We start from the raw sequence: 26,009 nt of genomic DNA, 5'->3' as shown, positions 1-26,009 counted from the left end.
ATATTTGAATTCTATTATGACCCAAAAATAAAAGCTGATTGAGTTTTTAGCAAGGCCTGCTAAGAATTTTATCCACCATGAATGTATTAGCATGTCTTGGACGTGCCATTTCATGGTGGATTTTTTTATTTTTTAATCCGGGACATGGATAACTTGTTATGTTCTAGCAATTACCCTATTTTGAGGTAGCTTCAAGGCCATTTGAGAATTACAATGATAACAAGACAATCTTTTCATCATTAATAAAAACTCGCAATGTAATTCCCTTTTGTCTTAAGCCGTAACAGGTTGTACGAGTAGTCTCATAGTGTAAAAGGAGGAAGTTACCTTGACTCAAATTCATATTAATGGCGTAACGTACGATGTAAAAGAAGGAGCTACAATCCTTGATACCATTAATCAACATGACATCCCACATCCACAAATTTGTCATGTACCTACCGTTGATCCAATCGAGACTTGTGATACATGTATCGTTGAGGTGAACGGCCAATTAGTTCGGTCATGCTCAACGAAGGCAGTTGATGGCATGAATATATTATTAACTTCTGACAAAGCAAAGGCGGCACAAACGGAAGCGATGGATCGACTTCTTGAAAATCATTTATTGTACTGTACAGTTTGTGATAATAACAACGGGAATTGTACTTTACACAACACAGCTGAGTTAATGGAAATCGAGCATCAAAAATATCCATACAAACCAAAAGTGGAGCCACATGAAGTGGACATGTCACACCCATTTTACCGATATGATCCAAACCAATGTATCGCATGTGGACAATGTGTGGAGGTTTGTCAAAGTTTACAGGTGAATGAAACGCTATCTTTGGATTGGGAGGCAGAAAGACCTCGCGTAATTTGGGATACTGGCGTTGCGATTAATGATTCTTCCTGTGTCAGCTGCGGTCAATGTGTAACCGTTTGCCCATGTAATGCGTTAATGGAAAAATCCATGCTCGGAGAGGCTGGATTTATGACTGGTCTTAAACAGGATATGCTAGATCCAATGATCAGTTTGATAAAAGAAGTAGAGCCCGGCTATAGTGGTATCTTTGCTGTTTCTGAGGTGGAAGCAGCGATGCGTAGTAAACGGACGAAAAAGACAAAAACAGTTTGTACCTTCTGCGGTGTAGGCTGCTCGTTCGAAGTGTGGACAAAAGATCGCAAAATTTTAAAAGTACAACCTTCCGATGGTCCTGTAAATGCAATTTCTACTTGTGTCAAAGGGAAATTCGGTTGGGACTTTATCAACTCTGAAGAACGTATAACAAAGCCATTAATCCGTAAAGCTGATGCCTTTGTGGAATCTTCTTGGGAGGAAGCACTTGATTTAATTGCCACTAAACTGGGGGGCATTCAACAACAATATGGCCCTGGCTCTGTTGGCTTTATCTCATCATCTAAAATTACAAACGAAGAAAATTACTTAATTCAAAAAATGGCACGTCAATTGTTTAAGACAAATGATGTTGATAATTGCTCTCGCTATTGCCAATCACCAGCGACGGACGGTTTATTGCGCACTGTAGGTATGGGTGGCGATGCAGGAACAATTAAAGATATTGCCAAGGCAGGTCTTGTCATTATTATTGGGGCTAATCCGGCTGAGGGTCATCCCGTTTTGGCTACTCGTGTCAAACGTGCCCATAAATTACATGGTCAGAAACTGATTGTTGCTGATATACGTAAACATGAAATGGCTGAGCGATCAGATATATTTATGCGTCCGAAGCAAGGTACTGACCAAGTATGGTTAATGGCTGTAACCAAATATATGATGGATCAAGGATGGCATGATGAAGCCTTTATTCAGGAAAATGTCCTACACTTGGACGATTTCAAACAAGTTCTTGAAAAATATACACTTGACTATGCACAAGAAATGACTGGAATTTCAAAAGAAACCATCATTCAGGTGGCAGAAATGATTCGTGACGCAGACGGCACTTGCGTTCTTTGGGGTATGGGCGTCACACAAAATACAGGTGGATCTTATACATCGGCTGCCATTTCTAATTTACTTTTAGCAACTGGTAACTACCGTCGTCCAGGTGCAGGTGCTTACCCTCTTCGCGGTCATAATAATGTTCAAGGCGCATGTGATATGGGTACACTACCAAATCTATTGCCGGGCTATCAAAAAGTAACAGATGATGAAGCCCGTGCTAAATTCGAAAAAGCATATGGTGTCAACATTCAACCACAGCCAGGTCGTAATAATATGCAAATGTTAGATGCGATTATGGAAGGTAAAATGAAGGCGATGTATTTAGTAGGTGAAGATATGGCGCTTGTTGACTGCAATGCGAACCATGTGGATGAGGTGCTATCCCAATTAGACTTCTTTGTGGTCCAAGATTGTTTCCTATCACGCACGGCACAATATGCGGATGTAATTTTACCAGCTGCTCCTTCCCTTGAAAAAGAAGGTACATTCACTAATACAGAGCGTCGCGTTCAACGTCTATATCAGGTTTTGCCGACACTTGGTGAGTCGAAGGCAGATTGGGAAATTCTACAAGCAGTTGCTCATCGTCTTGGTGCTGACTGGCATTACAATCACCCAAGCGACATCTTCGACGAAATGGCTAGCCTATCTCCCCTTTTCTCGCAAGCCAACTATGATGTTTTAGAGGGCTGGGGTAGCTTCTGCTGGGGTAGTCATGATGGGAAAGATACTCCTTTACTATATGAGGATGGATTTAACTTCCCTGATAAAAAGGCACGCTTTGCATTAAATGACTGGAAGGAACCAGTTGAATTTGAGGCACAGTATGATTGTCATATTAATAACGGTCGTATGCTTGAACACTTCCATGAAGGCAACTTAACGAATAAATCAAAGGGTATTCAATCAAAAGTTCCTGAGATTTTTGTAGAAGTATCACCCGAACTAGCGAAAGAACGAGGCATCGAGGATGGTGCCCTACTCCGTTTAGTATCGCCATATGGTGCATTAAAGCTAAATGCTCTTGTTACAGATCGCGTACAAGGTAACGAGCTATTCTTACCAATGAACTCTGTTAGCAAGGATTCCGCAATTAATTTCCTAACGGGTCCAGCCGCAGATGTGAATACGTCAACACCTGCCTATAAACAAACGAAAGTTCGAGTAGAAGTGCTAAAAGCAAAAGGAAAATCACCACTTCCTCGAACAAACCCACGCTATAAAAAGCGTCATCCTCAAAATGGCGTCGAGGTACAACGGAAATGGAATCGTCCTGGCTACGTTCACTTAACAACTACTAACGAAAGAGAGTGAGAGCATGGCTGTACCGATTACAAGCATAAAAAAGCAACAATTTACGGAAGAACAACTAAAAGAACAAAAATTAGATAATCTAAAACAACTACTTTCTGATCATGAAGAAGCAGTTCAGCAAGTATTTACCATTATGGCAGAATTAAATGATATTGGTGCATTAGAAGCCGCTACTAAGTTACTTGAAGCGAAAGAAGATGTTGCTCATATAGCACTTGGACAATTAACACGAAAGCCTGTGACGAATATCATTAATAATTTGATGGGTGTTGCAGGAGCCTTGACAGAGCTAAATCCTGAAACGACAACAAAACTTATTGAAGGCTTAAATACTGGAGTAGACGAAGCGAACAAAGCTCTAGAAACTGATGAAAAAGTGAGTGCTTTTAAGCTAGTTAAAATGTTAAATGATCCAGATGTTAATCGTGCAGTCAATTTCGGTGTCCATTTCTTAAAAGGACTTGGTAAAGGCTTAAAAGATTAGGTGGTGCCTACATGTTAACGAAAGAAAATATACTAAACGCCTTGAAACAGGTAGAAGATCCAGAGCTTCACCAAAGTATTATAGACTTAAATATGGTGCGTAATATTCAAATCAATGGTACACAAGTATCGCTTGATATCATTTTGACTATTCCTGGCTGCCCTTTAAAAGCAAAAATTCAGCAGGAGGTGGAGGGGGCATTAAAAGCGATTGGTGTCTCCCCTGTTATCATTAGCTTTGGGGCAATGACTGAAGAGGAACGTCGCACCTTAATCGCCTCTCTACAAGCGAAAAATGTGACAGATAAAGGGATGCCAAAAATGCTATTGCCCCATTCAGGTGTTCGATTTATTGCAGTAACTAGTGGTAAAGGTGGTGTTGGTAAGTCTACCGTAACGATCAACCTAGCTGTTGCTCTTGCCCGTCTTGGGAAACGTGTCGGTATTTTAGATGCAGATATTTACGGCTTCAGTATACCAACGATGATGAATGTTGACCAAAAACCGACCATGCTGGACCAAACTGCTATTCCCGTGATGGTTCATGGCGTCAAAATCATGTCGATGGGCTTTTTTACAAATGACAACCAGCCTGTCATGTGGCGTGGACCTATGCTCAACAAATGGATTCGAAATTTCCTGGTCAACACCCATTGGGGAGAATTAGATTATCTTCTCATCGATTTGCCACCAGGTACAGGTGATGTGGCAATTGATATGGCGGCGATGATTCCTCAAGCACAGGAAGTGATTGTCACAACACCGCATCTTGTTGCATCTCACGTTGCTTCCCGAGCAGGTTTAATGGCTCAACATACCAAGCACACCATACTTGGTGTCGTTGAAAATATGGCCTATTTTGAAGGGACAGATGGTCAAAAAAACTATCTTTTTGGACAAGGTGGCGCTGAGCAACTAGCCGAATTATTGCAAACTAATGTTTTAGCACATATTCCTTTTGCTCAACCTGAAGAAAATACGGGCTCCTCCGTATACGATGCAGATACAATTATTGGTGAAGTGTTTACTCACCTAGCAGAAGATATACTTTATCAATAAAAAATCATCCCTTGATTTGTTTATACATACACAAATCAAGGGATTTTATTTTTCCTGTTATTTTTTTCAAGCATTCACCGAATTTAACGGATCACTAATAGCCAGCCTTTTTTAATACTTGCATGAAATAAAAACGATACGTATTTTGGACAAAAGTATCTAATGGGAGCCCTACATTCACCTGATATTTTGTAAAAATAAAATAAAATCGTTTATCCCATTTTAAACGTAATAACTGTCCCGCCTCTTCACCATGCTTCTCTGTAAATTCCTCAATCAAAGGTTCAATCATCGCAAAGCAATAGTCTTTTAAATGCGCGAGAGCTTCGATATCTTTATCCCTTTGAAAGCGAATAATCCAATCTATTATTTGCTCATTCATTAGCTTACTCCATCCTTATTTTACAGAGTTTCTTCCTATTAAATTATACTCTTTTTTATTAGAAGCAAATAATGCTTTCCTGAGCTAAATCATTTTTTGCCACAAGTTATTTCATCACACTGTCATTTACATTTCATCAATTGGTCGATTCCAACGTAGGTGATATTGAACAACCCTATCCCTAGAATGTTTATCTAGGACTATAAGCTGATCCCCTGTTTGGATGATATAGCCCTTCTCCACTGTTCGTACTTTAGGCTGCTGTTGATAGGAATTAATGGCACCAATCTTCTCTTCCCATAGTAATTGATGCTTTTTCATATCGTACAGCACGAGCAGATGATCTGCACTCTCTCGCTGAGTCCTTCGATATGAAAGGAGGGCAGTGCCGTTGGCTAAATCTACATCCATCACTTTTGGCTCTAAATTTTGATAGGTTCGTATAGCAGTCTCTGACAACACCTGGTGACTAAAATCTTGAATCTCCTCATAATTATCTAAGGGATGCTGATGCGTAGCAAAATAACCTGGCAAATCCGACTCAATAAAGAAACGAGCAGCTATATAATTTTGGGCTTTATCATCTTTGTTTAAAGTCTTACCATCATAATGATAAAAATGACCATCGACACCTTCTAAATAAAGTTCGTGTTGTAAAGCTACCATCTGTTGCGCACCATTGCTTAAAATATCTATTAATGGCTGGTGCTGCTGGCGAAATTCCTTTTCAGAAAGAATTTCTTTTCCCGTTTCTATATCTAAAAGTGACAATTGCCCATACTCACCATCTCGATGGTGAATAAGTAAGCCACCCATAAAGTTTCCAATAAGCGTTTCTTTATAAGAAGCCGATTTTGTCCATTGCTTTTCACCTGTCTCCAAATTCACAGCTACAATAAGATAATGTGAAATCAAGTGTGTAATGCCATTGGATGTTCCATTATTTTCAGAGCCCTGCACCATTTGGACAGCAATTTTTTGTGATTCATCTGTATAAATAGAGGAGTCCGATTTGATCGGAAAGCCTCGTCCTGCTAAACCGAAAACTATCATTAGTGCATTACTTACTACTATATAAATGACGAGCAAGCTGATAGAAATAATAAGACGCTTCCGTTTAATAGCTATAAATAATAGCAGGAACAATCCCAGTCCAAAGATAACCTCTAAAAAAATATCGTGAACAAGCCAGCCGTTTAAGCGCCAAGAATACATGTACCGTTGAAGAAATTGTTCCACTTTACTACCTCCTTTACCAAACAACCATTAGCTAAAATCTGAATAAAGCACATAGCTGTCACATTCCAGGCATTGAAATAAATACCCCTGATGATGCCCATTATTCATTAAGGAGGCAGAAAGCTCTTCTAGCGAAAAGCCCGTATAATTGTCAAACTTATCGTCTATGCCTAGCTCCACCATATCACTCCAACCAACATAGCCAATAAATGCACAGTAATCTGAACAATGGGCTACCCAATTATTCCCTTGCCAGCTCACATAACCTGGCGTTCGATATAGCACTTCCTCTGCTAATGTAGGATTTGTAATCTGTTCATCATGAATTAAATCTTGCTGGTAGGAACCATCATATTTTAGGGCAGCTTCTCCACTATGAATACAAGAAGGACAAAGATAATCAACATCCTCTATCGCGTAAATACCACCTGTATAATAGACATCCACTTCCTGTTGACAACAATCGCATTCAACGATGTCATCTGTTTCAAAAATTTTCGCCTCTATTGGATTTGGTAAATATTTAAACGTAGGGATGAACGTTTGGATAGTCCGTTGATCTCTTATCTTTTGTGGCATCAACGGAACCACTGAATTTGGTTGATTTATGTAGGTTTGTAGCGTTCCTAATTTTTTTCGATCTTTTTTATCTTTATTATTCATAATAGCTGTAAATAGTCGATACGCCTCTGGATACATCCTTAGTAAACAATAGACCTCGACTAGTATTCTCAATGTTTCTTGCGTTTGTGGCTCATTCTTTAATTGATCTTTAAAAATATGCATCCGGTTAACCGTTATTGGTTGAGAAGGATTAAAATTATTTCTAAGCTCCTGCCATTCTTCAGCAATTGTCATCAAAATCTGCCTCCTTCGTTTACCTAATTTTAATATTAAAAAGAATACTCTTTCATGACTTGGCAAATTTCAACTTGATAATGTGTGTACCATTTCTCTTTTCCTAATTGCTGGGCCGTTAAATGCTTGGCATTAGCTTTCCAAGCTTGAATAGCCTCTAGTGATTCCCAATAGGATACGGTAATGCCCTTTCCGTCCTCATCCCTTACACTTTCAACACGTAGGAAGCCAGGCTGTTGCTTGGCTAAAGCATCTATTATTTCGGCCATCTTACCATAGCCCTCCCCATCATGTTCGGTTCTTTGTGATGTAAAGATCACTGCATAATATGTTTCCATTTATTTCTCCCCCTCTATAACTTTTATTGTAAACGATAATGACTTTGACTAAAATCAAAATATAGCAAACGAAAGGATTGTGACAAATGGGAATTAATCCAAATATGGCTGAAGTCGCAGCGCTCCTCGGCGAAACTTCAAGAGCTACAATACTCGCTAGTATGATGGACGGTCGTTTCCATACGGCTAGTGAATTAGCCTATATGGCTGCTATTAAACCTCAAACAGCTAGCTTCCATCTAGCTAAATTAGTAGAAGGAAAACTAATAAAGGTGGAAAAACAGGGTAGACACCGCTATTTTCAATTAGCAGACGAGGAAATTGCTCAATTTCTTGAATCCTTCCTAGCCATTTCACCTCCTCCTGAAATACGATCTTTAAAACAATCTAGCCAAATAAAATTGTTGCAGGAGGCTCGAACTTGCTATGACCATCTGGCTGGTAAATTAGGTGTTCATTTGACAGAATCGATGATGCGAGCGGGCTATTTAAAATTAGAAGAAAAGCAGTTTGTTTTAACAGATGAAGGCACATTATTTTTCACATCATTTGGTATCGATTTACCTGCATTAAAAAAGAAAAGAAGATCCTTCTCACATGCCTGTTTAGATTGGAGCGAACGGCGTTATCATTTGGCTGGTGCTCTTGGTAGTGAGCTATTCAATCATTTATTCCAGCTTGGCTGGCTTACTCGTGTCCCTTCTATTCGCGCCATTCAGGTGACGGAGAAAGGTAAAATTGGATTGAAAGAGGTATTTCAAATAGAGCTATAAAGAGTAACTAGACTTGAGGTAGGTCGCTATTACCTCAAGTCTTTTCCTCTACTAAAAGTGCGATTTACTAAATAAATTCCGACCAGTATGAATAGCCCTCCTATCATTAAAGATGGTTGTAATGGCTCATCTAATAACAGCCAGCCCGTTAAAACTCCGAAAAAGGGCGCTAAAAACAGATAGGCACTTGTTTTTCCAGGATCGCTATTTTGAAGTAGATAGTACCAGCCAGCAAATTGAATGATGGAAGAAAAGATACTAAGCCATATTAAAATCAATAATGATTGTTGATTGACAATGAAAAATGGTTGCTCTAACAAGGTACTCCCAAGGAAAAGAAGGAAGCCCCCAAACAGCATTTGGTAGGCTGATAAAACCCAAGTATCAAATAATAGACCCCATTTTTTGGCTAATAATGTTGCAATGGCCCAAAAAACAGCAGATAAAAATCCAAATAGAATACCTATCTTCCATTCAACTTGGGTACCCATTGTGATGATCACGCCGATTAAACCGAGCAAAACACCTATCCATTGATGGAACCTGTAACGTACTTTGGTAAAAATAGTGGCAAATATGACAACTAGTAATGGGTTTGTGAATGTTAATATAGAAGACTCACTTGCTGAAATGGTACGTAGACTTAGAAAAATACACCCCATCACTCCAGCCGTTTGAAAGACTCCAATCATCAATAACTTGAACCACCCTTCCTTTGTGGTTGGATGTGGTCTTTTAAAGAACCTAACAACGATAGTCATAATGATCCCTGCCAATATAAAACGCAATGCAGCCAATAATAATGGGGATGAATAGGGTAGTCCTAGTTTTACGATGGCAAAAGATGAACCCATTAAAAAGGTCGTAACTACTAATAGTGCAATAAATTGATAGTTTTTCATACAAATTTCTCCTTACCTGATTTAATCACTTTATATCGATTATAAACAGGAAGTAATTCAACATTTATCGAAGTATGGATTACAAAAAAAGCATGTAATAAAAAATCTTACCTCTAATAACTAAGAGGTAAGATGCTATAAATATCAATTTTCCATAAATATCTTCAAGTTTTCAGCAATTTCTCGTGATTTTGTATGGTGTAAGTAATGATCTCCATCCATTATAATGACTTTGCCATGCACTGAATTTTTGACTTGCTCTTCATGGAGTGGTATCCAGTTTTTCTCAATTCCATCATTGTTGTTCGCCTGAACAAATAACAATAGAGGTAAATCTTTAGGGAATGTAAGGTTTTCTGCTTCTTTAAATTTTTGATATATCCCCTTTAGTTCATTGGAAGTACTCGTATTATAAAAGTTTTTAAGGGTAATCATCCTAATTTGCTCTTTTGTTTTATCGTCATAAGGTAATCCAGCATATGGATCAGTTCCCGATAATTTTAGAGCTACTCGAGCAATGCCTGATTTTTTTAGAAACTGTAACGACTTAATTGGGAACTCCGTATCCATACCACCCTGAGTAGGGACACTGCTATCAATTCCGATAAATGCAGTTACCTCATCCTGATATTTATTGACATAATCGAGTCCATAGATCCCTGCTATCGAATGTCCCATTAACATATACTTGTCAATTTTTAATGTCTGTAGCGCTTCATGAATCTCACTAACTATATTCTCTGTGCTGCGCTCTTTCTTAGTATCATCGCTTAGCCCATAGCCAAAAGGCTCTACAGAAACTACCTTATAGTGTGGAGCTAGTTCCTCAATCAGTGGCTGAAAATCAAGCGTTGGAGCTGCTGTTCCGAAGCCTGGTAGTAAGACAATGGTTTCTGTCCCCTTCCCTTGAATAGTAATATTCATATTTTCTCCATTAACAGCAACGAGCTGACCATAGGGTTCTATTTTACCTTGTTCTATTTTGTTGCAAATAATGTTAACTGTAAAAACAATAGCGAGTAGTAGCAATCCTATTGCACCTATAATCGCTATCGATTTCAATAAGATTCTAGTAAATTTTTTCATATTTGACACACGAGGGGGTTCACCTTTACTCGTGCCTGCCTCCTTTACACTGTTGTTAACAGCTACCTTATGAGCCGTTAACAACAGTGTAAAGGACGAAGATGTCTTCCCAATGACGGTAATATGAACGCAATATGAACAATAAAAAAATGTTACGATATCCTATGTGAATAGCTACATAGGAATCCTAACATTTATCTTTTAATGGGCTGTGATTGGCAATGTAACAATAAATGTCGTTCCTTGTCCAAGCTCACTCTCCACCCGAACGTCCCCTTTATGCAAGGAAACGATTTGTTTCACAATAGCAAGTCCCATCCCACTTCCCTCATATTTTGGACTGTGGGAACGATCCGCCTTAAAAAATCGCTCGAATACCCGCTTCTGATCCTCTTGAGAAATGCCAATGCCCGTATCTGTTATACGAACTAACACATGATGAGCCTCTTGTGACATGCTGATCTTTATCATGTCGCCATCCTTTGAAAATTTAATACTATTCGTAAGAAGATTTGTCCATACCTGATTTAATTGGTCGTAATCTGCCATGACATACATCGACTGCAACTGGAGGTTAAAATGGATGTTTTTAGCCATCCATTGTGGCTGGATTGCGACGATTACACGTCTAATTTGTTCATCTAGGCTCAACGACACAGGCTGCATCGGCGGTGCCTTAGATTCAAGTAAACTTAGTTTTAATAGACTATCACTCATTTTAGACATTCGTTGAGCTTCAGCCATAATAATATCAAGATAACGGTTTTTTTCCTCATCCGTTAAGTCTACCTGCTTTAGTGCCAGAGCATAGCCAGATATTGAGGTAAGGGGTGACTGAACCTCATGGGATACGTTCGAGACAAACTCTTTCCTCATTTGCTCTAATTGCTGCAAATCGTAAGCCATTTCTTCAAAGCTTCTGGCCAAAACACCTAATTCTCCTGATTGTTTAATGTTGAGCTCGACATTAAAATCTCCACCTGCTATGTGTCTCGTGGCTTTTGTTAATTTTTTAATCGGTCTCACTAAAAACATAGCCGCTATTAGAAATACTACACTGCCTATAACTAGCGCATATGTGGAAAAATTTAAAATTACCGTGAGCGCAAAAGAGGCAGAGGAGACAGCTTTTGGTTCGATAAACATCGCTTTGGTTCCTTTGTCAGTTGTTAAAGGCATACCGACAAGTCCTGAAGAAACGTTCGGATTCACTTGCACAACTTTACCATCCAACACGTCTCGAACTTGCGTCTTAGTCACGTCAACTAATTTATCGCTTGGAGCATCTCCATAAGCCTTCATCTTCCCTGCTTCATCATAAACATAGACATCATACGATTTCAGTTGATTCATTTGGCTAAGTAAATTGTCTGCCTCCTGAAAAGGCATTGTGTCAAAAATTAAGACAATGTCCTGTCCAAAATTCAGCAAGGGGATTTGTAAGTACTCATTCAATTTATCTTTAAATAGCCATGTGGCTACGAAGAAGGAAACGACTGTCCCCCCAATGACCGCAACAAGAAATGTCAACACTACACGTGTATATAAAGATTTAATCATTCATCAACCTCTAACCTATACCCAAGACCTCGTATCGTCTCAATATGAAAATCAGCTATCATCGCGAAGCGTTCACGCAAGCGCTTTATATGTACATCAATTGTTCGATTATCGCCAGCATAATCTATTCCCCAGATTTGATCGATCAGCTGTTCACGTGTATAAACCTGTCCAGGCGTTTCGGCTAGCTTATATAATAATTCGAACTCTTTCAGTGGCAACGTAATCGAATCCGTTCTTGTCATAACTTTATAGGTCTGACGGTCAAGGGTAATAGCACCGAGCTTAATGGTCTGCGAGTAGCCAATCCTGTAGCGCTTTAATAAAGCCTTTACACGTACCGTCAATTCTAAAGGATCGAATGGTTTGGTCAAATAATCATCTGTACCGAGCTCAAAGCCCTTGACTTTTTCCCATGTTTCACCTCTTGCCGTCAGCATAAGTAATGGGATTTCAGCATTTGCTCTCCGTAGCTCCTTACATAAAGTCCAACCATCCATCGTTGGCATCATAATATCAAGCACTACAAGATCAACAGGTGTTGAGTGATAGATGGATAATGCTGCCTTACCATCTTCGGCTTCCACTGTTGCGAATCCTTCCTTGCGCAGAAACAGGCATACAAGCTCGCGAATATTCGCATCATCGTCAGCAACAAGTATAGTCGTCATACATCCGTTCCCTCTTTTCCAATATAAAAGTCAACCCTATTATACTATAAATGAACTTCACTTCTCGCCTACATGACTCTCCTTTCTAAGAGAAAAACTTCCATTAAGAAAAAGAACACCCTTCTCTAATTCCTTTTATTTTTACATAAAATGAAACTTTTGGTTTTTAGGCTCGTATTATTAGAAAATACTGATTTTTCTGGAGGTCATATGTTTAAAATTAGAGGCTTTTCCCTTATCTTTATTATATGCTTATTAGCAGCCTGCTCTCAGGAGAATGTAGTTCCTAAAGAGCAACTACAAGAAGAAAAAATGGATGAAAATATCGTGGTAACAGCAGATGGTAAACTTACCTTTAAAATTATGAATAACATAGAGGCTCCGAAAGAAACTGTGGATACGATAAAAGATGAAATCCTAAAGGCTTATGATGATATTATGCAATCCATCCATACATCATATGTTCCATCTGAGCAAATAACAATATTTCTAAATGGGGAAGACACTGAATCATGGGGTTTTGCATCGAGAATAGAATTAGCTATCAGTCAAGAAGGTTTTTATCCACTTGTTCATGAAATGACACATTCCTTACTTGGTTATGGGGGCAATTTTGATACTGATCATGGTTATTTTACACAAGAGGGTTATGCGGTCTATATGGACGAACAATTTAGTAAAAGTGAATATGATATCGAAAAGTATATGAAGTATTTTATGGATTCAGATAAATTAATTCCCATTAGCAAATTAATAGATCCATATCAAGACGATGCCTATTTCCGCCCAAATCTTACAAATCTAAATGAGTTGAATACACTTAGATGGATGAGCTATACTCACGCAGCTTCATTTGTTAAATATTTAATTGATACCTATGGACTCGAAAAATTTGAAAACATATACGATAAGAAGGACTTGGCAAATAAAATAGAAGAAGTATACGGAAAAGGAGTACATGAAATTGAAATGGATTGGTTAGCCTTTATTAACAATCAACCCGGATTTACCTATGAAGAAAAGTTTAAATCGCCTGATTTCTATGATAAAAATACAATTATTCTCCAGCTTGATCCTACATATTTTAAAAAGTAGTAAAGAGCCCTACGTTCAGCACAAAAGATCTAAGTTCGCAACATACCGGACTTAGATCTTTCCTTTTTGCCTATACATGCTCTCAACTTCAATTAGGCAATTAGCTTGGCAAACCATGCCACATAATGCGCTCCAGGAATGAATAATAACTGTGCCACAATCGTCCCTAAAAATCTTGAAAACATCATCATGACCGAGGCTTTTTTTAAATCTAAATAGCTTCCCCTTTTATTAATTACATCATCGGCTAGAATGGAGATTTTTGGATCAATGAATAAAATTAACAGAATGGTCGCTATGCCATTAATTAAACCAGATGCCATAACGGCAGTTGTTTTTAATTCCGGTACTAATAAAGTTGCATACAAAGCAGATAAAACGCCGATAGTATAGATTGCCGTAATGACTATATTCGTAATAAATAATTGTAGAGGGATATCTCGTAATCCAATATCTTTTAAATAGGTAAATCGTGGCGTATGAATATGCTTCAAGCCACGTCTTACATATTCATACGTAAAACCCTTTTTCATTAATGCTGGGATGGAGCCCCTTTCCTCAGCCAAATGGACGATAGCTCTTGAAAAAATGGCTACGAAAGTTGGGATGAGTAAGATACCTATGAGTGTACCAAGAGATGCCGCTCCAATAATGATTCGAAACTGCTGTTCTACATGTGTCAAGGCATCGTCCACAGGTGCAGTATCGACCAAACTACCCGTAAATGGCTGTTGCATCATATTAGCGAGCCGTGAAACCATGACCATTACATTAAAAAGAGCTAAAGCAGATGCTAGTAACCTGACACGCGCTCCAGATAAACGTACCGCATAGGCAAGCGTTTCAATGGCATGAATGATTAAAATAAACAAGGCAATCATTATTAATTTATTTGTTATTAAATCCACACTGTGTACCTACTCTTTGCTTTCTAACGATTTTACATACTGACGCAAAACAATCAAAATAGTTCCGATAGAAAAATCTTACCCCACAAATGAAAGGGTAAGATTTTTTTCCACTAGGCGTAAGGAGTACTAGTTTAGTTCTAGTCTCCTTCTCCCATTATATTAAACTGCTCTTCTAGACCAAATCACTACGGGAATGAGCAGTAACGACAATAGCCCTCCTGCTAAGGACAATGCCGCATAACTAGCATTCGCTACGACCATCCCTGAAAGAGCACCACCAGACGCCCCTGCCAATGCTACAAAAACATCCATTTTCCCTTGTGTTTTGGCTCGTGTAGACGACTCGGTCGCATCAACGATTTGTGCGGTACCACTAATTAAACCGAAGTTCCAGCCTAACCCTAGTAAAGAAAGTGCTACTATTAATAAAATCATCGAATCGCTTGGAGCGAATGCCGCTAATAAACCCGCTAGTAGCAACGTAACACCGGCGGCAATACTCATGGCTGTTCGTCCAACTTTATCAACAAGAATACCTGTTACAAGCGATGGCAGATACATAGCACCTACATGAAATCCAATAACAATGCCTACTTCCGATAAACCATGTCCATGATGTTTCATATGTATGGGTGTCATCGTCATAATCGCTACCATAACAATTTGTGTTAAAACCATCACGGTTGCCCCTACTGCCAGGCCACGTTTATTCCCTATTGGATGTGTGGACTGTACTTGATGTTCCTGAGCATATTTTTGCTTATGTGCCTCTATTCCTTTAGCAATTTCTAAGGGATCAGGACGCAGCATCACAAATAGAACAAGTCCTGCTACTATAAAAGCAGCAGCAGATAATAGAAAAGGACCAGCAAGCGCGGGAATACCAATCGATAGCGCCACTTTTCCCATCAATTCTACTAAATTGGGACCTAAAACTGCGCCGAATGTTGTCATAAGCATAGTCGTACTAATAGCTGTCGCACGTTGTTTGTCATTCGCTAAGTCTGTACCTGCGTATCGTGCCTGTAAATTGGTTGCAGTTCCAGCTCCATAGATTAATAGAGAGATAAACAGCATACTAACACTATTAAATATCGCAGCCATGACGACTCCAATGGCTCCTAGCCCTCCAACAATAAAGCCAGTAGATAATCCTGTTCGACGGCCATAACGTTGTGATAATTTACCAACAATGAAAGCTGCACCAGCTGACCCTAACGTAAATAATGCGGATGGTACTCCTGCATAAGCATCAGTTCCAAGCATTTGTTGAGCTAATAAAGCACCTACTGTAATACCAGCTGCCAGCCCTGCTCCCCCAAATATTTGAGATAGGCTCACTACGATTAATACACGCCTGTATAAGCTTTTTAGTTTTTCTGGTGACTCTATATATGATTCTATCGTGACTTCCACTTTTCCAGACATTCTTTACCCCCTCTTTCTAGTTTGCACAAGATTTTATTTGCCCCTATATTTCATTCCAGCTAGCACTACGTTATTCTCCAGCCAACCTCTGCCAATCTAAAACACCCTCTTCTAGCCGGAAAGCCTTGATCCCTTTTTCCTTCAACATTTTTACAGCTTCGGCTGACATTAAGCAATAAGGCCCTCTACAGTAAGCTACAATATCAACATGAGTTGGTATTGTAGCTAATTGATCCTCTAACTCTTCGATAGGCATAGAAACGGCTCCTGGAATATGTGCTTGTTCAAATTCTTCTTTTGGTCGAACATCGAGTAATAGCACTTCTCCCTTATCCATCCGTGTTACGAGATCCGAAAGCGATACCCCCTCTATGCCAAGATGCTCATTAAAAAATTCTTCTTTTATTTGTTGAACCTGAATCAATTGCTTTTCAGATAGTGCATGTAATGTTGTTAAGAATTTAGCAATCACTTCATCTGCCAATTCGTAAATAACAAAATTACCTTCCTTTGAAAACTTTACTAATCTGGCATTAAAAAGTGTCTTTAAATGCTGAGACACATTAGCTACGGACATATCTGTACTTTTAGCTAATGCATCAACAGACTTTGGACCTTGAGAGAGAATATCAAGTATTTCTAATCGTTTAGGACTGGATAAACTTTTGCCAATTCTAGCGAACTCTTGATATAACAAGTCCTTTAAATGTCGTTCATGCAATTTCGAGTCCCACCTTTCAACTATTCAATTAATTTATTGAATAGTTGAATATTAATTCTTTATTTTACCATTGTCAAGTACTTAATGTTACGAAGAAAACCATTATTTAAGCACAAAAAAAGAACATGTTTTAAAAACATGTTCTTTCAATAGGACTAGAGGGCATGCATAACGACTTTCTTCTTCTTAGAATACAATAAAAATGTCGTCGTTAAGCTTAAACTAATAATGCCGAACACAAGCCCCATTCCACTTAAGCCAATTAAATCTAGCATCATACCTGTAGACAACAGCACGACCTGAAAGACCACCGAATCGATCATATTTCGGAAAGAGAAAAAACGCCCATGGAATTGTTTAGGAACCTGTTTCTGAAAAATAACCATAGTAGTTGGGAAGAAACAGCCTACTGTAAAGCCAAATACCCCAAAAGCTACTAAAGCAAAAAGTTTGATATCTGCTAGTAACAGCAAGAGCTCCATAGATCCAATAATAAATGCCAATGTAAAGAGGAGCGTACCCATTTGTACTCGATCAGCAATTATTTTTAAGCCTGCAGCACCTAGCATAAAGCCAATCCCCTCCACTGTATACAACAAACCTGAAATCGTTGTAGATTGATGCATTTCCGAAATTTTCATAATGACTAAATTAAAAGAGCCTAAAAATAACGTTGGAATTAACATAAGAACCAAAGTCATTAGAACCATTGGATGCTCTTTTACCATCGGTAATACCTCTTTAAAGTTTCCTTTTTCTTTATTCGTTACTGTTTCATTTGTCGTTTCATCTAGTTGTAATAAGCTAGTAATCACAAACATGACGATATAAACGATAAATGAAATGATATATAACCACTTTAAATCAAAAAAGCTTAGCATAAATCCTGCTGCGGCCGTGCCGATGATTCTAGAAATAGTTCTAGCATTCATTTGCCAAGCATTTAGCGTAATTAAATCTTGCTCCTTTGCAATCATTGGAATAATCGATTGCAGTGCAGGCATATAAAAGGCAGCTGCTATTTGCAATGTAATTAAAAATAAAATCATCCATACGACCGAATTGGTATAAAGTGCGATAAACATAAATAAAACACTCACGATTCGCCCAATACTTGCCATTTGTACAACTGTTTTTTTCTTCGATTGATCAATAATGCGACCAGCCATAGGCCCTACGACCAAGCCCGCTAAAATCCCACAAGAAATAATTAATGATTTGTGAAAGTCTGAAGGTACTACCTCTTGCATAAAGGCGAGATTTCCAATAATACCAGCCCACAAGCCTAGACCTACGACAAATTCACCTAATAAAATAATCCATACATTTCGATTTCGCCACATGCTGTTCTCCTCGTTGATCTTACAATGTCATAAAACCTATCGTAACAAAATTTTAAATATTCGTACATAGCGATATAAAAAAATATTACTAGCTTCTATGCCATTCCACCCAATTCAATCTTTTTTAAAGAGTATACTATTTTTCCTATAAAAAATACTCATCCAAAAGTTTGAATTATTCAAGCAAAAAACACCGTTTGATGAAAGTATCAAACGATGTTTTTTATTATGATAGTTCTAGTTTATGCACAAGCGCTTTTCTTCTGCGCTCGATTATTTTTTGACTAATTAATGTAATGATAAATAATAAGCCTACAGTTGTGGCCATCATCCCTGCTATAGAGGTATCCCATAGCTTCGCTAAATAATAGCCAATGACAGAAGCACCAGCACCAAAGAGCATACTGTAGATAAACATTTGCTTAATCGTCTTACTAATTAAATAAGAAGTTGCGGCTGGTCCAATTAGCATGGCAACGACTAAAATGGCTCCTACGCTATCAAATGCTGCAACCGTTGTAAATGAAATCGAGGTCATAAATCCATAGTGGAGAAAGACTACGGGTATACCAATTGTTGCGGCATAGACAGGGTCAAAGGTTGCAAGCTTCATTTCCTTAAAGAATAGTAGCAAAAATACAATATTGATGACTAATACGAGTAAAAGCATCCATACAGCCTTAGGCATGGCTAGACCTAAAACCGTCCATCGATCCCATGGAACGAAAGCAATTTCTCCCATTAAAACATGCTCTACATCCAAATGGACATTACTTGCAAATAATGTAATGAGCAGGACACCCGCCGCGAATAAGGATGTAAATACCACCCCTATCGCTGCATCTTCTTGAATACCAGAAGAATGTAATAATTGTACGAGATAAGCAGTTAAAATACCCGCAACTGCTGCACCTATTAGCATCCAAAAGCCATTCAATGATTGGGTAATGATATAGGCCATCACAATACCAAAGAGGACAGTATGGCTAATGGCATCGGCTATCATAGACATTTTACGCAAAATAAGAAAAACGCCTGCAATCCCACATGTTACACCCACTAATAAGCCAGTTAATACAACCCAAAACTCTATCATCCTATATCACCCTGCTTTCGAAATTGCATTTTTCTACGATATTGATTAATTTGACCAGCAGGACTTATAAAATAGGAGATAAAGAATATACCAGCCGCCACTAGAACGATAATTGGACCAGTTGATAATCCTGTTCGAATCGCGCTAATAAAAGTACCTGTAACACCTGAAATACCTCCAATCGCTGCACTCAACAGGAGCATCGTACTCAGTTTTTTCGTCCATAATTTGGCGCTTGCAGCAGGGATAATTAATAAAGCTGACATTAATATTACACCTACAGCTTGGATACCTGTAACAATCGTCATGACAATTAATACGGTTAGCGTAGCCTTTAAAGCCTCAATCGGTAAGCCAATCCCTTTTGCATAAACAGGATCAAAGATGAGTAATTTCCATTCCTTATAAAAGAACAGACTAACTAAAATAATTACGGCTGCACTAATGAACAGCCACATTAAATCAGCCTTTGTCATCGTTGCGGCTTTACCAAAAATAAAGTTATTAAGACCACTCTGGTTTCCAATTGGACTTCTGTTAACAACAGTTAAAAACACAACACCGATGCCAAAAAATACGGTCAGTACTAACCCAATAGCCGCATCCGCCTTCAACTTTGAAAAAGACACAATCCATTGTATACAATACACAGATAAAGCAGATGTAATACCCGCTCCGAGCATCAAAATTGGTAATTCCTTTTGCCCTGTAAGGAGGAATGCAAGCGCGATGCCTGGTAATGCTGCATGTGCCGCAGCATCGCCCACTAAGCTTTGTTTTTGCAAGAAGGAGAAGGTACCTGTTATGCCTGCAGCTATACCGAGTAACATAGTGCCACTAAGTACCCACAATAAGTTACCACTTATCATCCTGATCCCTCCCTACGCATGCTGCATCATGAATAGTTTACCACCATATGTTTTTTGCAATTGTTCTGGTGTAAAAACTTCTTCTGTTGCACCTGATGCTAATATCGTTTTGTTTAATAGAATTGTATAATCAAAATATTCTTTGACCGTTTGAAGGTCGTGATGCACGACAAAAATACTTTTTCCCTGAGCCTTTAATTCTTTTAAAATATCAATGATCGTTTTTTCTGTTGCAGCATCGACCCCAGCAAAGGGTTCATCTAAGAAATAAATATCTGCATTTTGTGCTAAAGCTCTTGCTAGGAATACACGCTGCTGCTGTCCACCCGAAAGCTGACCTATAGAACGCTCTGCAAAGTCCAGCATCCCTACACTTGCTAATGCTTGCCGAGCGACTAGTTTATCCTGTTTCGTCGGTCTTTTAAATAAACCTGTATGACCATATCTCCCCATTAACACAACATCGAGAGCATTTGTCGGGAAATCCCAATCAACGGCATTTCGCTGTGGTACATACCCAACTACTAAACTTTTTGGCTCAAAGATTTTTCCTAAAATTTCTACTTTTCCAACTTTATTTGGAAGTTGGTTTAATATAGCCTTTAAAAACGTTGATTTTCCGGCACCATTTGGCCCGATAATCGCAGCTAGATGACCTTTAGGAACCGTCACACAGGCATTTTCCAATACTGTTTTCTTATCATAAGCTACTGAAAGATTTTCCACTGTTAATGCATCCATTTTATCCACCTACTTTAATGCATCGACAATTGTGTCGATGTTATATTGATACATCCCTATATACGTACCTTCTGTTGTGCCTTCCGCACCCATTGCATCCGAAAATAGTTCTCCACCGATCACAATGTCATGTCCCTTTTCTTTAGCCCCTTCTATAACCGCCTTCATCGCTTTATCAGATACACTAGACTCGATAAAAATTGCCTTGATTTTATGAGCGACTAAGAAATCAACCATTTCCTGAACGTCTTTGACTCCATACTCTGAATCTGTACTTAAGCCTTGTAAGCCACGCACTTCAAAGCCTTGACTTCGACCGAAATAATTAAAAGCATCATGGGCAGTTACTAAAATCCTTTGCGGCTCTGGAATTTCTTCGACACGTTTTTTTGCATAGCTTTGTAAATCATCTAGCTTTTTTAAGTAAGACATTTCATTCTGTTGAAAATCCTCTTTGAATTCTGGGTATTCTTCTTGGAGTTGCAAACTGATTGCTTGGACAACTCCCTTCCAAAGTTCAATATCGAACCATATATGAGGATCATGTAGCATGGCATCACTATCACTAGCAAGTAATTGCTTAGTATCTAATGTTTCCCCAACAGCTAACACGGTTTTATCTTTTGCCATTTGTTCAAAAATGTCGAGCATCTGTCCTTCTAAATGTAAACCATTGTAAAAAATAACTTCGGCCTTATCCAATTTCGATAAATCGCTTTGGGTAGCCTTGTATAAATGGGGGTCAACCCCTGGTCCCATTAATGCTGATACTTGTAAATGATCGCCACTAATTTCTTTTATAGCATCTGCAATTTGTCCTGTTGTGGCGACAACAATTCCTTTTTTTTCTCCATCTGCTTCAGTTGAACAACCGAATAACAGAAGTGAGAGTGATAGTACGAATACACCTAACCATTGTTTCATTGACTTACCTCTACTTTCATTTTATTAGTCATTGCTTGAAAAAAAGCGGTCATGCTGCACCTATAAAGGGGGTGGCGGACATGCCTTATTAAATCTTTCGGCTACGCCCGCCTTGTCAGACTTGCATCATTACATGCATCGCTCTTTCTCATACTGCCACTTTATTTATATAATTTTCCGAATAAACTGGCGCCAGCTCATCCAGAAAAGGATTAATATTATGCCTGCTCCTACAGACTCTGTAAGTTTCCAAAGAATCGTAAGAAGTAATAAAACAACCATTGGAAGAATCGTCAGCTTGAATTCACCTAACTCTTTCATTCATGCACTCTTCTTTCTTTAGAGATATTTTGTTTCCCTTAGGAAAAATATATGCTTAAAACAAAAATAATTCAACTACTTTATGAAAATTTCTTTAAAAAAATTTTTTTCTAGAGGAAAATTTACTTTCGCCCAAACAAAAAAATCTCTAATGCTATGATTAGAGATTTTTTATAAAATAGTGATATTAAATACGGTCAATCGTTGATTGCTAGCGGTTTTCCTATATATTCAAATGCATAAATATGCGTCCGAGTCAATTCAATGACGTCTTTTATTAAAGCTTCTTCTGATTTTTCATAGCCGCTTGCAATCCATTGCATCATTAATCCGTAGAAGCCGTAAGAGGTATAATGTTTGAACATATCCATATTCACTGGTTGATTGTTTATGGTCTCAAAGTTAAATTGCTCTTGATAAATTTTCGTAATCGTCAAAGGCATGCGCGTATGCAATCTAGGAATCGTATCTTCAAAATTTAATAGCTCAAAAAATGTACGATTCTGATACATGTAATGAATAATATTAAATGAAGGAGCTTTGAGCTTCGTTGTGTACACTCTTTCACCAAATAAATATGGTTCCCCCACTGCTTGTTCTAGTCCATTCAACATCTGCTCTAGCAAATTTTCTGCTAGCTCAACTTTATCCTGAAAATGCACATAAAAAGTACTACGATTATAGCCTGCTTGTTCTACAATATCCTTTACTGTAATTGCCTGAAATCCTTTTTTTTTAATTAAATCAACTAAAGTGCTATAAAAATGACGACGGGTTCTTTCCTGTCTTTGTGTCCATTTTGTCACTATTTCTTCCTCCCTTTTAGACATTTTATATAGATATGTCTACTAGTTAGACACTTGCCATAACATTAATGATTGTTTCTGTTTTATAGAGTTTTACAATAAAAGTACACCGTGATTGACACAGTGTGCAAGAAAATTTACTTTTATGGGAGTGTCATATATGGGGAAATTACAAGATAAAGTCGCAATTATTACAGGTGGTGCTTCAGGAATTGGTGCAGCAACTGCTGAATTATTTGTAGCAGAAGGTGCTAAAGTAGTACTTGTAGATCTTAATGAAGAAAAAGGCCAAGCATTTGCAGCCCAACTGCAGGCAGGCGGAGCAGAGGCTCTCTTTATTAAAGCGAATGTAACAGATGAAAATGAAGTGGCCGCTATTTATCAAACAACACTAGAGACATTTGGCAAAGTCGATGTTCTATTTAATAATGCAGGAATTGGACGAGTAACGCCAACTGAGGAGTTACCTTATGCAGAATGGCGTCAAACAGTGAATGTAGATTTAGATGGTGTATTTTTAATGGCACAGGCTGCCATTAAGGAAATGCTAAAAGCGCAAGGCGGGACAATTGTCAATACTGCCTCCATGTATGGATGGGTTGGTTCACCAGGGTCTGCAGCCTATAATGCAGCGAAAGGTGGCGTTATCAACTTAACACGTTCACTAGCACTAGAGTTTGCTACGCGCGGCATCCGTGTCAATGCCCTTTGCCCTGGTTTTATTGATACACCGATTATTCCTGAAGAAAGCAAAGAGCCATTACGTCAAGTAACACCCATGCAACGTTTAGGTCAACCAGAGGAAATGGCAAAAGCCGTTTTATTCATGGCCTGCGATGATTCAACATTTATGACAGGCAACACATTAACGGTGGATGGTGGCTATACTGCCCAATAAATAACACTAAATAATCGCTTCCCCTGTAGAGGGTAGCGATTATTTTTTTATTAAGAAAAATTTGCAGTTTTTATCCATTTCCTGCAAACTATTAACATATCGAGCAGGAAAGGATGAAGATGACAAATGAAAAAATTAATAGGTATATTATTATTTTCCATTCTTATCGTAGGCAGTGCAAGCAATGTACAAGCTGCTGGTTTTAAAGATGTGTCAGAGGATCATTATGCCTATGAAGCTATCTTATGGGCAGAAGAATATGATATTGTGAATGGTTTTGCTGATGGTACATTTAAACCGAATGCTACTATTACCGAACAGCAATTAGCTAAACTTTTAGCTATCTTTTACGAGCTTGAATCTCCCATCGATGAATTAAAAAAACAGACCCCTTCTGCCATCTGGTCGGATGAATTTTATAACCAGCTTGCTAGCTATGGTGTCCCTTTAAACGGCTATTTCGATAATCGGCTACGAGCTGCTACCGTGAAGCGTGGTGTCGTGGCACAGGCTATTACTCATTTAGCCAGTGGAAAAAAAGGATTAGATTCATCTATTCAATTTTTACTTGATTACTATATTTCTTCTGGGCAAAATCCACAGTATGAAGACCGTAATTTACAAAAGTTTTATGGTGTGACCAACAATATGACACGAGCACAGGTTGTGACAATGCTGTATCGCATGGATGAACGAAATTTTTATGAAATTTCAGGGGATGCACAAGCCATTCAAGACAATGCCAACAAATTATCGTTAAACACTCGTGCTAAAAATGCCCAAAATCAGCTCGATAAATCAATGCAACAAACTACACCTAGCAAGAGTGCTTGGGAAGGGGTTTATACGTATTATTATAAATGGGGTAAAGGAACAAATGACTTTAACCGTCGAGATGCTATCATTTCAAACGCCACAAGCAATAGCTTTTCCATTGCTTTAACTGCGAATGATGGGACAGCTACAGGGAAAGTCAACGGAACTGCCACGATAACAAGTTCGAATAAGGCATTAATGAATAAGTCCTCTAACGGCAATCGTTGTGTCGTTGAGCTAGAGCGATTAACAAATAATGCGCTGAAAGTTACAGAAGTGGATTGCCGTGCAGAGCGTAGTGAAGGCACCAATTATTCTGGTACACTAAAACAACAATAGTACACAAAAGAGTCTGATTCGTTCAGGCTCTTTTTTGAGCACCAAAAATTTTATATTGCTCCTTGGCTATGGCAATAAAATCTAGAAGGCAAGGCTGCATATGTTTATCTTTATGCCAAGCAATGTCTGTAAAGATTGGTGCTAAGTTGATTGTCGAGTGAATTTCCTCTAATTGTCCATTTGCTAATTCCTTTTCTACGACCATTCTCGGTAAAAATGTAATACCTAAACCAGCCATCACACATTGCTTAATCGCTTCTATGCTCGCAAACTCTATCATTTGTAGAGGCAAAATATTTTCCTGCTGTAGCTGTGCTTCTAAATGATTGCGATAGGAGCACCCCGTTTCCGTTAGTAGCATGGTTTCTGTTGAAAGATGAGAAGCGACGAGAGGCTCTCTTCTAGCTTTCGAGGCACTCACAAAAATAAGCTGTTCTTCGAGTAAACGTTCTCGATGTAGCATCGCTGTTTCCTGATATGTATCTGTAATAAAGGCCACATCTAACTTACCTGATTGCAATAACTCCTTGGCAATGTCAGTCGTATGCACAGGCTTAAATATAATTTTCACATGGGGATGCGCCTGTTGAAATTGCTGCAAAATGCTTGGAAGTCGATAAACACATTGACTTTCCTGTGCCCCTACTTTTAACACTACTTGTTCTTGTTCATTGGACATCGCCTTTTTCATTTCACGATCTAGCTCTAACATTTTTTCAGCATATTGTTGGAAACGCTTGCCTTCCTCTGTTAAAATGATCCGCTTCCCAAGCCTCTCAAAAAGTATAACCCCTAACTCTTGTTCCAATGTTTTAATTTGCGCAGTAATACTTGATTGAGCGTAGTCTAGGCGCTGTGCCGTTTGTGTAAAGCTTAATGTGTCTGCTGCTGTTAAAAATGTTTGAAGCTGCTTTATATCCATTTCCGCACCCCTCTTAAACAACTTTTTCGATATATTTTTATGAATCATTCACATTTATCGATAGTAAATCCAGTTTACACTAGCTTAGCAAAAATGAATAACTTTTCAACCAAACGAGGTCCATTAAACAGAAAAGGATTTGGAAACTTTATCGTCCAAATCC

26 protein-coding genes are annotated in these 26,009 nt (G+C 38.5%); 7 read left to right on the top strand and 19 right to left on the bottom strand.

The window, feature by feature from the left end; all coding sequences use genetic code 11:
* Nucleotides 1–328 precede the first annotated feature (328 nt).
* From fdhF to AC1Q6O_RS13865, 3 genes are read left to right on the top strand one after another with little or no spacing between them, the layout of a single operon-like run.
* Nucleotides 329–3,265, top strand: coding sequence for a formate dehydrogenase subunit alpha (gene fdhF / locus AC1Q6O_RS13875; RefSeq protein ID WP_089986363.1), 2,937 nt, complete (start codon nt 329–331; stop codon nt 3,263–3,265).
* A 4-nt stretch (nt 3,266–3,269) separates the two neighbouring features.
* Entirely contained in the window at nt 3,270–3,749 is a 480-nt protein-coding gene (locus AC1Q6O_RS13870; RefSeq protein WP_089986362.1) for a helical membrane plugin domain-containing protein, read from the top strand.
* Between the two features lie 11 nt (nt 3,750–3,760).
* A complete protein-coding gene (locus tag AC1Q6O_RS13865; RefSeq protein WP_089986361.1) occupies nt 3,761–4,807 on the top strand; it encodes an Mrp/NBP35 family ATP-binding protein in 1,047 nt (348 codons plus the stop codon).
* A gap of 94 nt (nt 4,808–4,901) precedes the next feature.
* On the opposite strand, the gene AC1Q6O_RS13860 is transcribed toward AC1Q6O_RS13865, so the two are convergent.
* From AC1Q6O_RS13860 to AC1Q6O_RS13845, 4 genes are all read right to left on the bottom strand, one after another.
* Complete coding sequence (locus tag AC1Q6O_RS13860) at nt 4,902–5,189, bottom strand: hypothetical protein (RefSeq protein WP_008178582.1); 288 nt, start codon at nt 5,187–5,189, stop codon at nt 4,902–4,904.
* Nucleotides 5,190–5,315: 126 nt separating this feature from the next.
* A complete protein-coding gene (locus AC1Q6O_RS13855; protein WP_107922490.1) occupies nt 5,316–6,428 on the bottom strand; it encodes a PA2928 family protein in 1,113 nt (370 codons plus the stop codon).
* Between the two features lie 27 nt (nt 6,429–6,455).
* Nucleotides 6,456–7,286: a CbrC family protein gene (locus AC1Q6O_RS13850; RefSeq protein WP_427071121.1), complete on the bottom strand. Its 831-nt coding sequence runs from the start codon at nt 7,284–7,286 to the stop codon at nt 6,456–6,458.
* A 35-nt stretch (nt 7,287–7,321) separates the two neighbouring features.
* Nucleotides 7,322–7,624 carry an antibiotic biosynthesis monooxygenase family protein gene (locus tag AC1Q6O_RS13845; protein ID WP_089986358.1) on the bottom strand — a complete coding sequence of 101 codons (303 nt, stop codon included), beginning with the start codon at nt 7,622–7,624 and terminating at the stop codon, nt 7,322–7,324.
* Nucleotides 7,625–7,710: 86 nt separating this feature from the next.
* On the opposite strand from AC1Q6O_RS13845, the gene AC1Q6O_RS13840 reads away from it, so the two are divergent.
* A complete protein-coding gene (locus tag AC1Q6O_RS13840; RefSeq protein WP_008178590.1) occupies nt 7,711–8,397 on the top strand; it encodes an ArsR/SmtB family transcription factor in 687 nt (228 codons plus the stop codon).
* Between the two features lie 29 nt (nt 8,398–8,426).
* Here AC1Q6O_RS13840 and AC1Q6O_RS13835 read toward each other — a convergent pair whose 3' ends face one another.
* The 4 genes from AC1Q6O_RS13835 to AC1Q6O_RS13820 all read right to left on the bottom strand — a co-directional run bounded on the left by AC1Q6O_RS13835 (nt 8,427) and on the right by AC1Q6O_RS13820 (nt 12,616).
* Nucleotides 8,427–9,299 carry a DMT family transporter gene (locus tag AC1Q6O_RS13835; RefSeq protein ID WP_492401517.1) on the bottom strand — a complete coding sequence of 291 codons (873 nt, stop codon included), beginning with the start codon at nt 9,297–9,299 and terminating at the stop codon, nt 8,427–8,429.
* Between the two features lie 144 nt (nt 9,300–9,443).
* Nucleotides 9,444–10,385 carry an alpha/beta fold hydrolase gene (locus tag AC1Q6O_RS13830; RefSeq protein WP_492401575.1) on the bottom strand — a complete coding sequence of 314 codons (942 nt, stop codon included), beginning with the start codon at nt 10,383–10,385 and terminating at the stop codon, nt 9,444–9,446.
* A 201-nt stretch (nt 10,386–10,586) separates the two neighbouring features.
* Nucleotides 10,587–11,945, bottom strand: a complete 1,359-nt coding sequence (locus tag AC1Q6O_RS13825; RefSeq protein ID WP_492401515.1) for a HAMP domain-containing sensor histidine kinase — start codon at nt 11,943–11,945, stop codon at nt 10,587–10,589.
* A complete protein-coding gene (locus tag AC1Q6O_RS13820) occupies nt 11,942–12,616 on the bottom strand; it encodes a response regulator transcription factor (protein ID WP_089986356.1) in 675 nt (224 codons plus the stop codon). Before AC1Q6O_RS13820 ends, AC1Q6O_RS13825 begins: the two co-directional genes overlap by 4 nt.
* Nucleotides 12,617–12,826: 210 nt before the next feature.
* Between AC1Q6O_RS13820 and AC1Q6O_RS13815 the strand changes: the two genes are divergently transcribed.
* Nucleotides 12,827–13,711 (top strand): gluzincin family metallopeptidase, encoded by an 885-nt coding sequence (locus AC1Q6O_RS13815; protein ID WP_090002620.1) that lies wholly within the window; start codon nt 12,827–12,829, stop codon nt 13,709–13,711.
* Between the two features lie 92 nt (nt 13,712–13,803).
* Here the strand turns inward: AC1Q6O_RS13815 and AC1Q6O_RS13810 are convergent, their stop codons facing one another.
* The 10 genes from AC1Q6O_RS13810 to AC1Q6O_RS13765 form a co-directional block, all read right to left on the bottom strand.
* Nucleotides 13,804–14,592, bottom strand: coding sequence for a lipid II flippase Amj family protein (locus tag AC1Q6O_RS13810; protein ID WP_090002633.1), 789 nt, complete (start codon nt 14,590–14,592; stop codon nt 13,804–13,806).
* Between the two features lie 189 nt (nt 14,593–14,781).
* Complete coding sequence (locus AC1Q6O_RS13805) at nt 14,782–16,050, bottom strand: MFS transporter (RefSeq protein ID WP_492401513.1); 1,269 nt, start codon at nt 16,048–16,050, stop codon at nt 14,782–14,784.
* Between the two features lie 70 nt (nt 16,051–16,120).
* Nucleotides 16,121–16,771: an ArsR/SmtB family transcription factor gene (locus tag AC1Q6O_RS13800; RefSeq protein ID WP_090002618.1), complete on the bottom strand. Its 651-nt coding sequence runs from the start codon at nt 16,769–16,771 to the stop codon at nt 16,121–16,123.
* Between the two features lie 155 nt (nt 16,772–16,926).
* Nucleotides 16,927–18,114 (bottom strand): MFS transporter, encoded by a 1,188-nt coding sequence (locus AC1Q6O_RS13795; protein WP_008178607.1) that lies wholly within the window; start codon nt 18,112–18,114, stop codon nt 16,927–16,929.
* A gap of 226 nt (nt 18,115–18,340) precedes the next feature.
* Entirely contained in the window at nt 18,341–19,210 is an 870-nt protein-coding gene (locus tag AC1Q6O_RS13790) for a metal ABC transporter permease (RefSeq protein ID WP_008178609.1), read from the bottom strand.
* Complete coding sequence (locus AC1Q6O_RS13785) at nt 19,207–20,079, bottom strand: metal ABC transporter permease (protein WP_090002617.1); 873 nt, start codon at nt 20,077–20,079, stop codon at nt 19,207–19,209. Before AC1Q6O_RS13785 ends, AC1Q6O_RS13790 begins: the two co-directional genes overlap by 4 nt.
* Nucleotides 20,080–20,091: 12 nt before the next feature.
* Nucleotides 20,092–20,820, bottom strand: coding sequence for a metal ABC transporter ATP-binding protein (locus AC1Q6O_RS13780; RefSeq protein ID WP_043990773.1), 729 nt, complete (start codon nt 20,818–20,820; stop codon nt 20,092–20,094).
* 9 nt (nt 20,821–20,829) lie between these two features.
* Nucleotides 20,830–21,744, bottom strand: coding sequence for a metal ABC transporter solute-binding protein, Zn/Mn family (locus AC1Q6O_RS13775; RefSeq protein ID WP_008180974.1), 915 nt, complete (start codon nt 21,742–21,744; stop codon nt 20,830–20,832).
* Between the two features lie 165 nt (nt 21,745–21,909).
* The gene (locus tag AC1Q6O_RS13770) at nt 21,910–22,065 is read right to left on the bottom strand and encodes a hypothetical protein (protein WP_008180975.1); all 156 of its coding nucleotides are present in this window, start codon (nt 22,063–22,065) and stop codon (nt 21,910–21,912) included.
* 197 nt (nt 22,066–22,262) lie between these two features.
* Nucleotides 22,263–22,895: a TetR family transcriptional regulator gene (locus AC1Q6O_RS13765; protein ID WP_492401509.1), complete on the bottom strand. Its 633-nt coding sequence runs from the start codon at nt 22,893–22,895 to the stop codon at nt 22,263–22,265.
* A gap of 136 nt (nt 22,896–23,031) precedes the next feature.
* On the opposite strand from AC1Q6O_RS13765, the gene AC1Q6O_RS13760 reads away from it, so the two are divergent.
* Together AC1Q6O_RS13760 and AC1Q6O_RS13755 are read left to right on the top strand one after the other, a co-directional pair.
* On the top strand, nt 23,032–23,769 hold the full coding sequence (locus AC1Q6O_RS13760) for an SDR family NAD(P)-dependent oxidoreductase (protein WP_089986349.1): 738 nt from the start codon (nt 23,032–23,034) through the stop codon (nt 23,767–23,769).
* A 126-nt stretch (nt 23,770–23,895) separates the two neighbouring features.
* Nucleotides 23,896–24,924 (top strand): S-layer homology domain-containing protein, encoded by a 1,029-nt coding sequence (locus AC1Q6O_RS13755; RefSeq protein WP_089986348.1) that lies wholly within the window; start codon nt 23,896–23,898, stop codon nt 24,922–24,924.
* Between the two features lie 22 nt (nt 24,925–24,946).
* Here the strand turns inward: AC1Q6O_RS13755 and AC1Q6O_RS13750 are convergent, their stop codons facing one another.
* The gene (locus AC1Q6O_RS13750; RefSeq protein ID WP_008180989.1) at nt 24,947–25,846 is read right to left on the bottom strand and encodes a LysR family transcriptional regulator; all 900 of its coding nucleotides are present in this window, start codon (nt 25,844–25,846) and stop codon (nt 24,947–24,949) included.
* Nucleotides 25,847–26,009 lie beyond the last annotated feature (163 nt).

Source organism: Lysinibacillus sp. GW823-FHT06C08 (assembly GCF_058795135.1).
The sequence above is the reverse complement of the archived record's forward strand: the minus strand, read 5'-3'. Positions and strand labels throughout refer to the sequence as shown.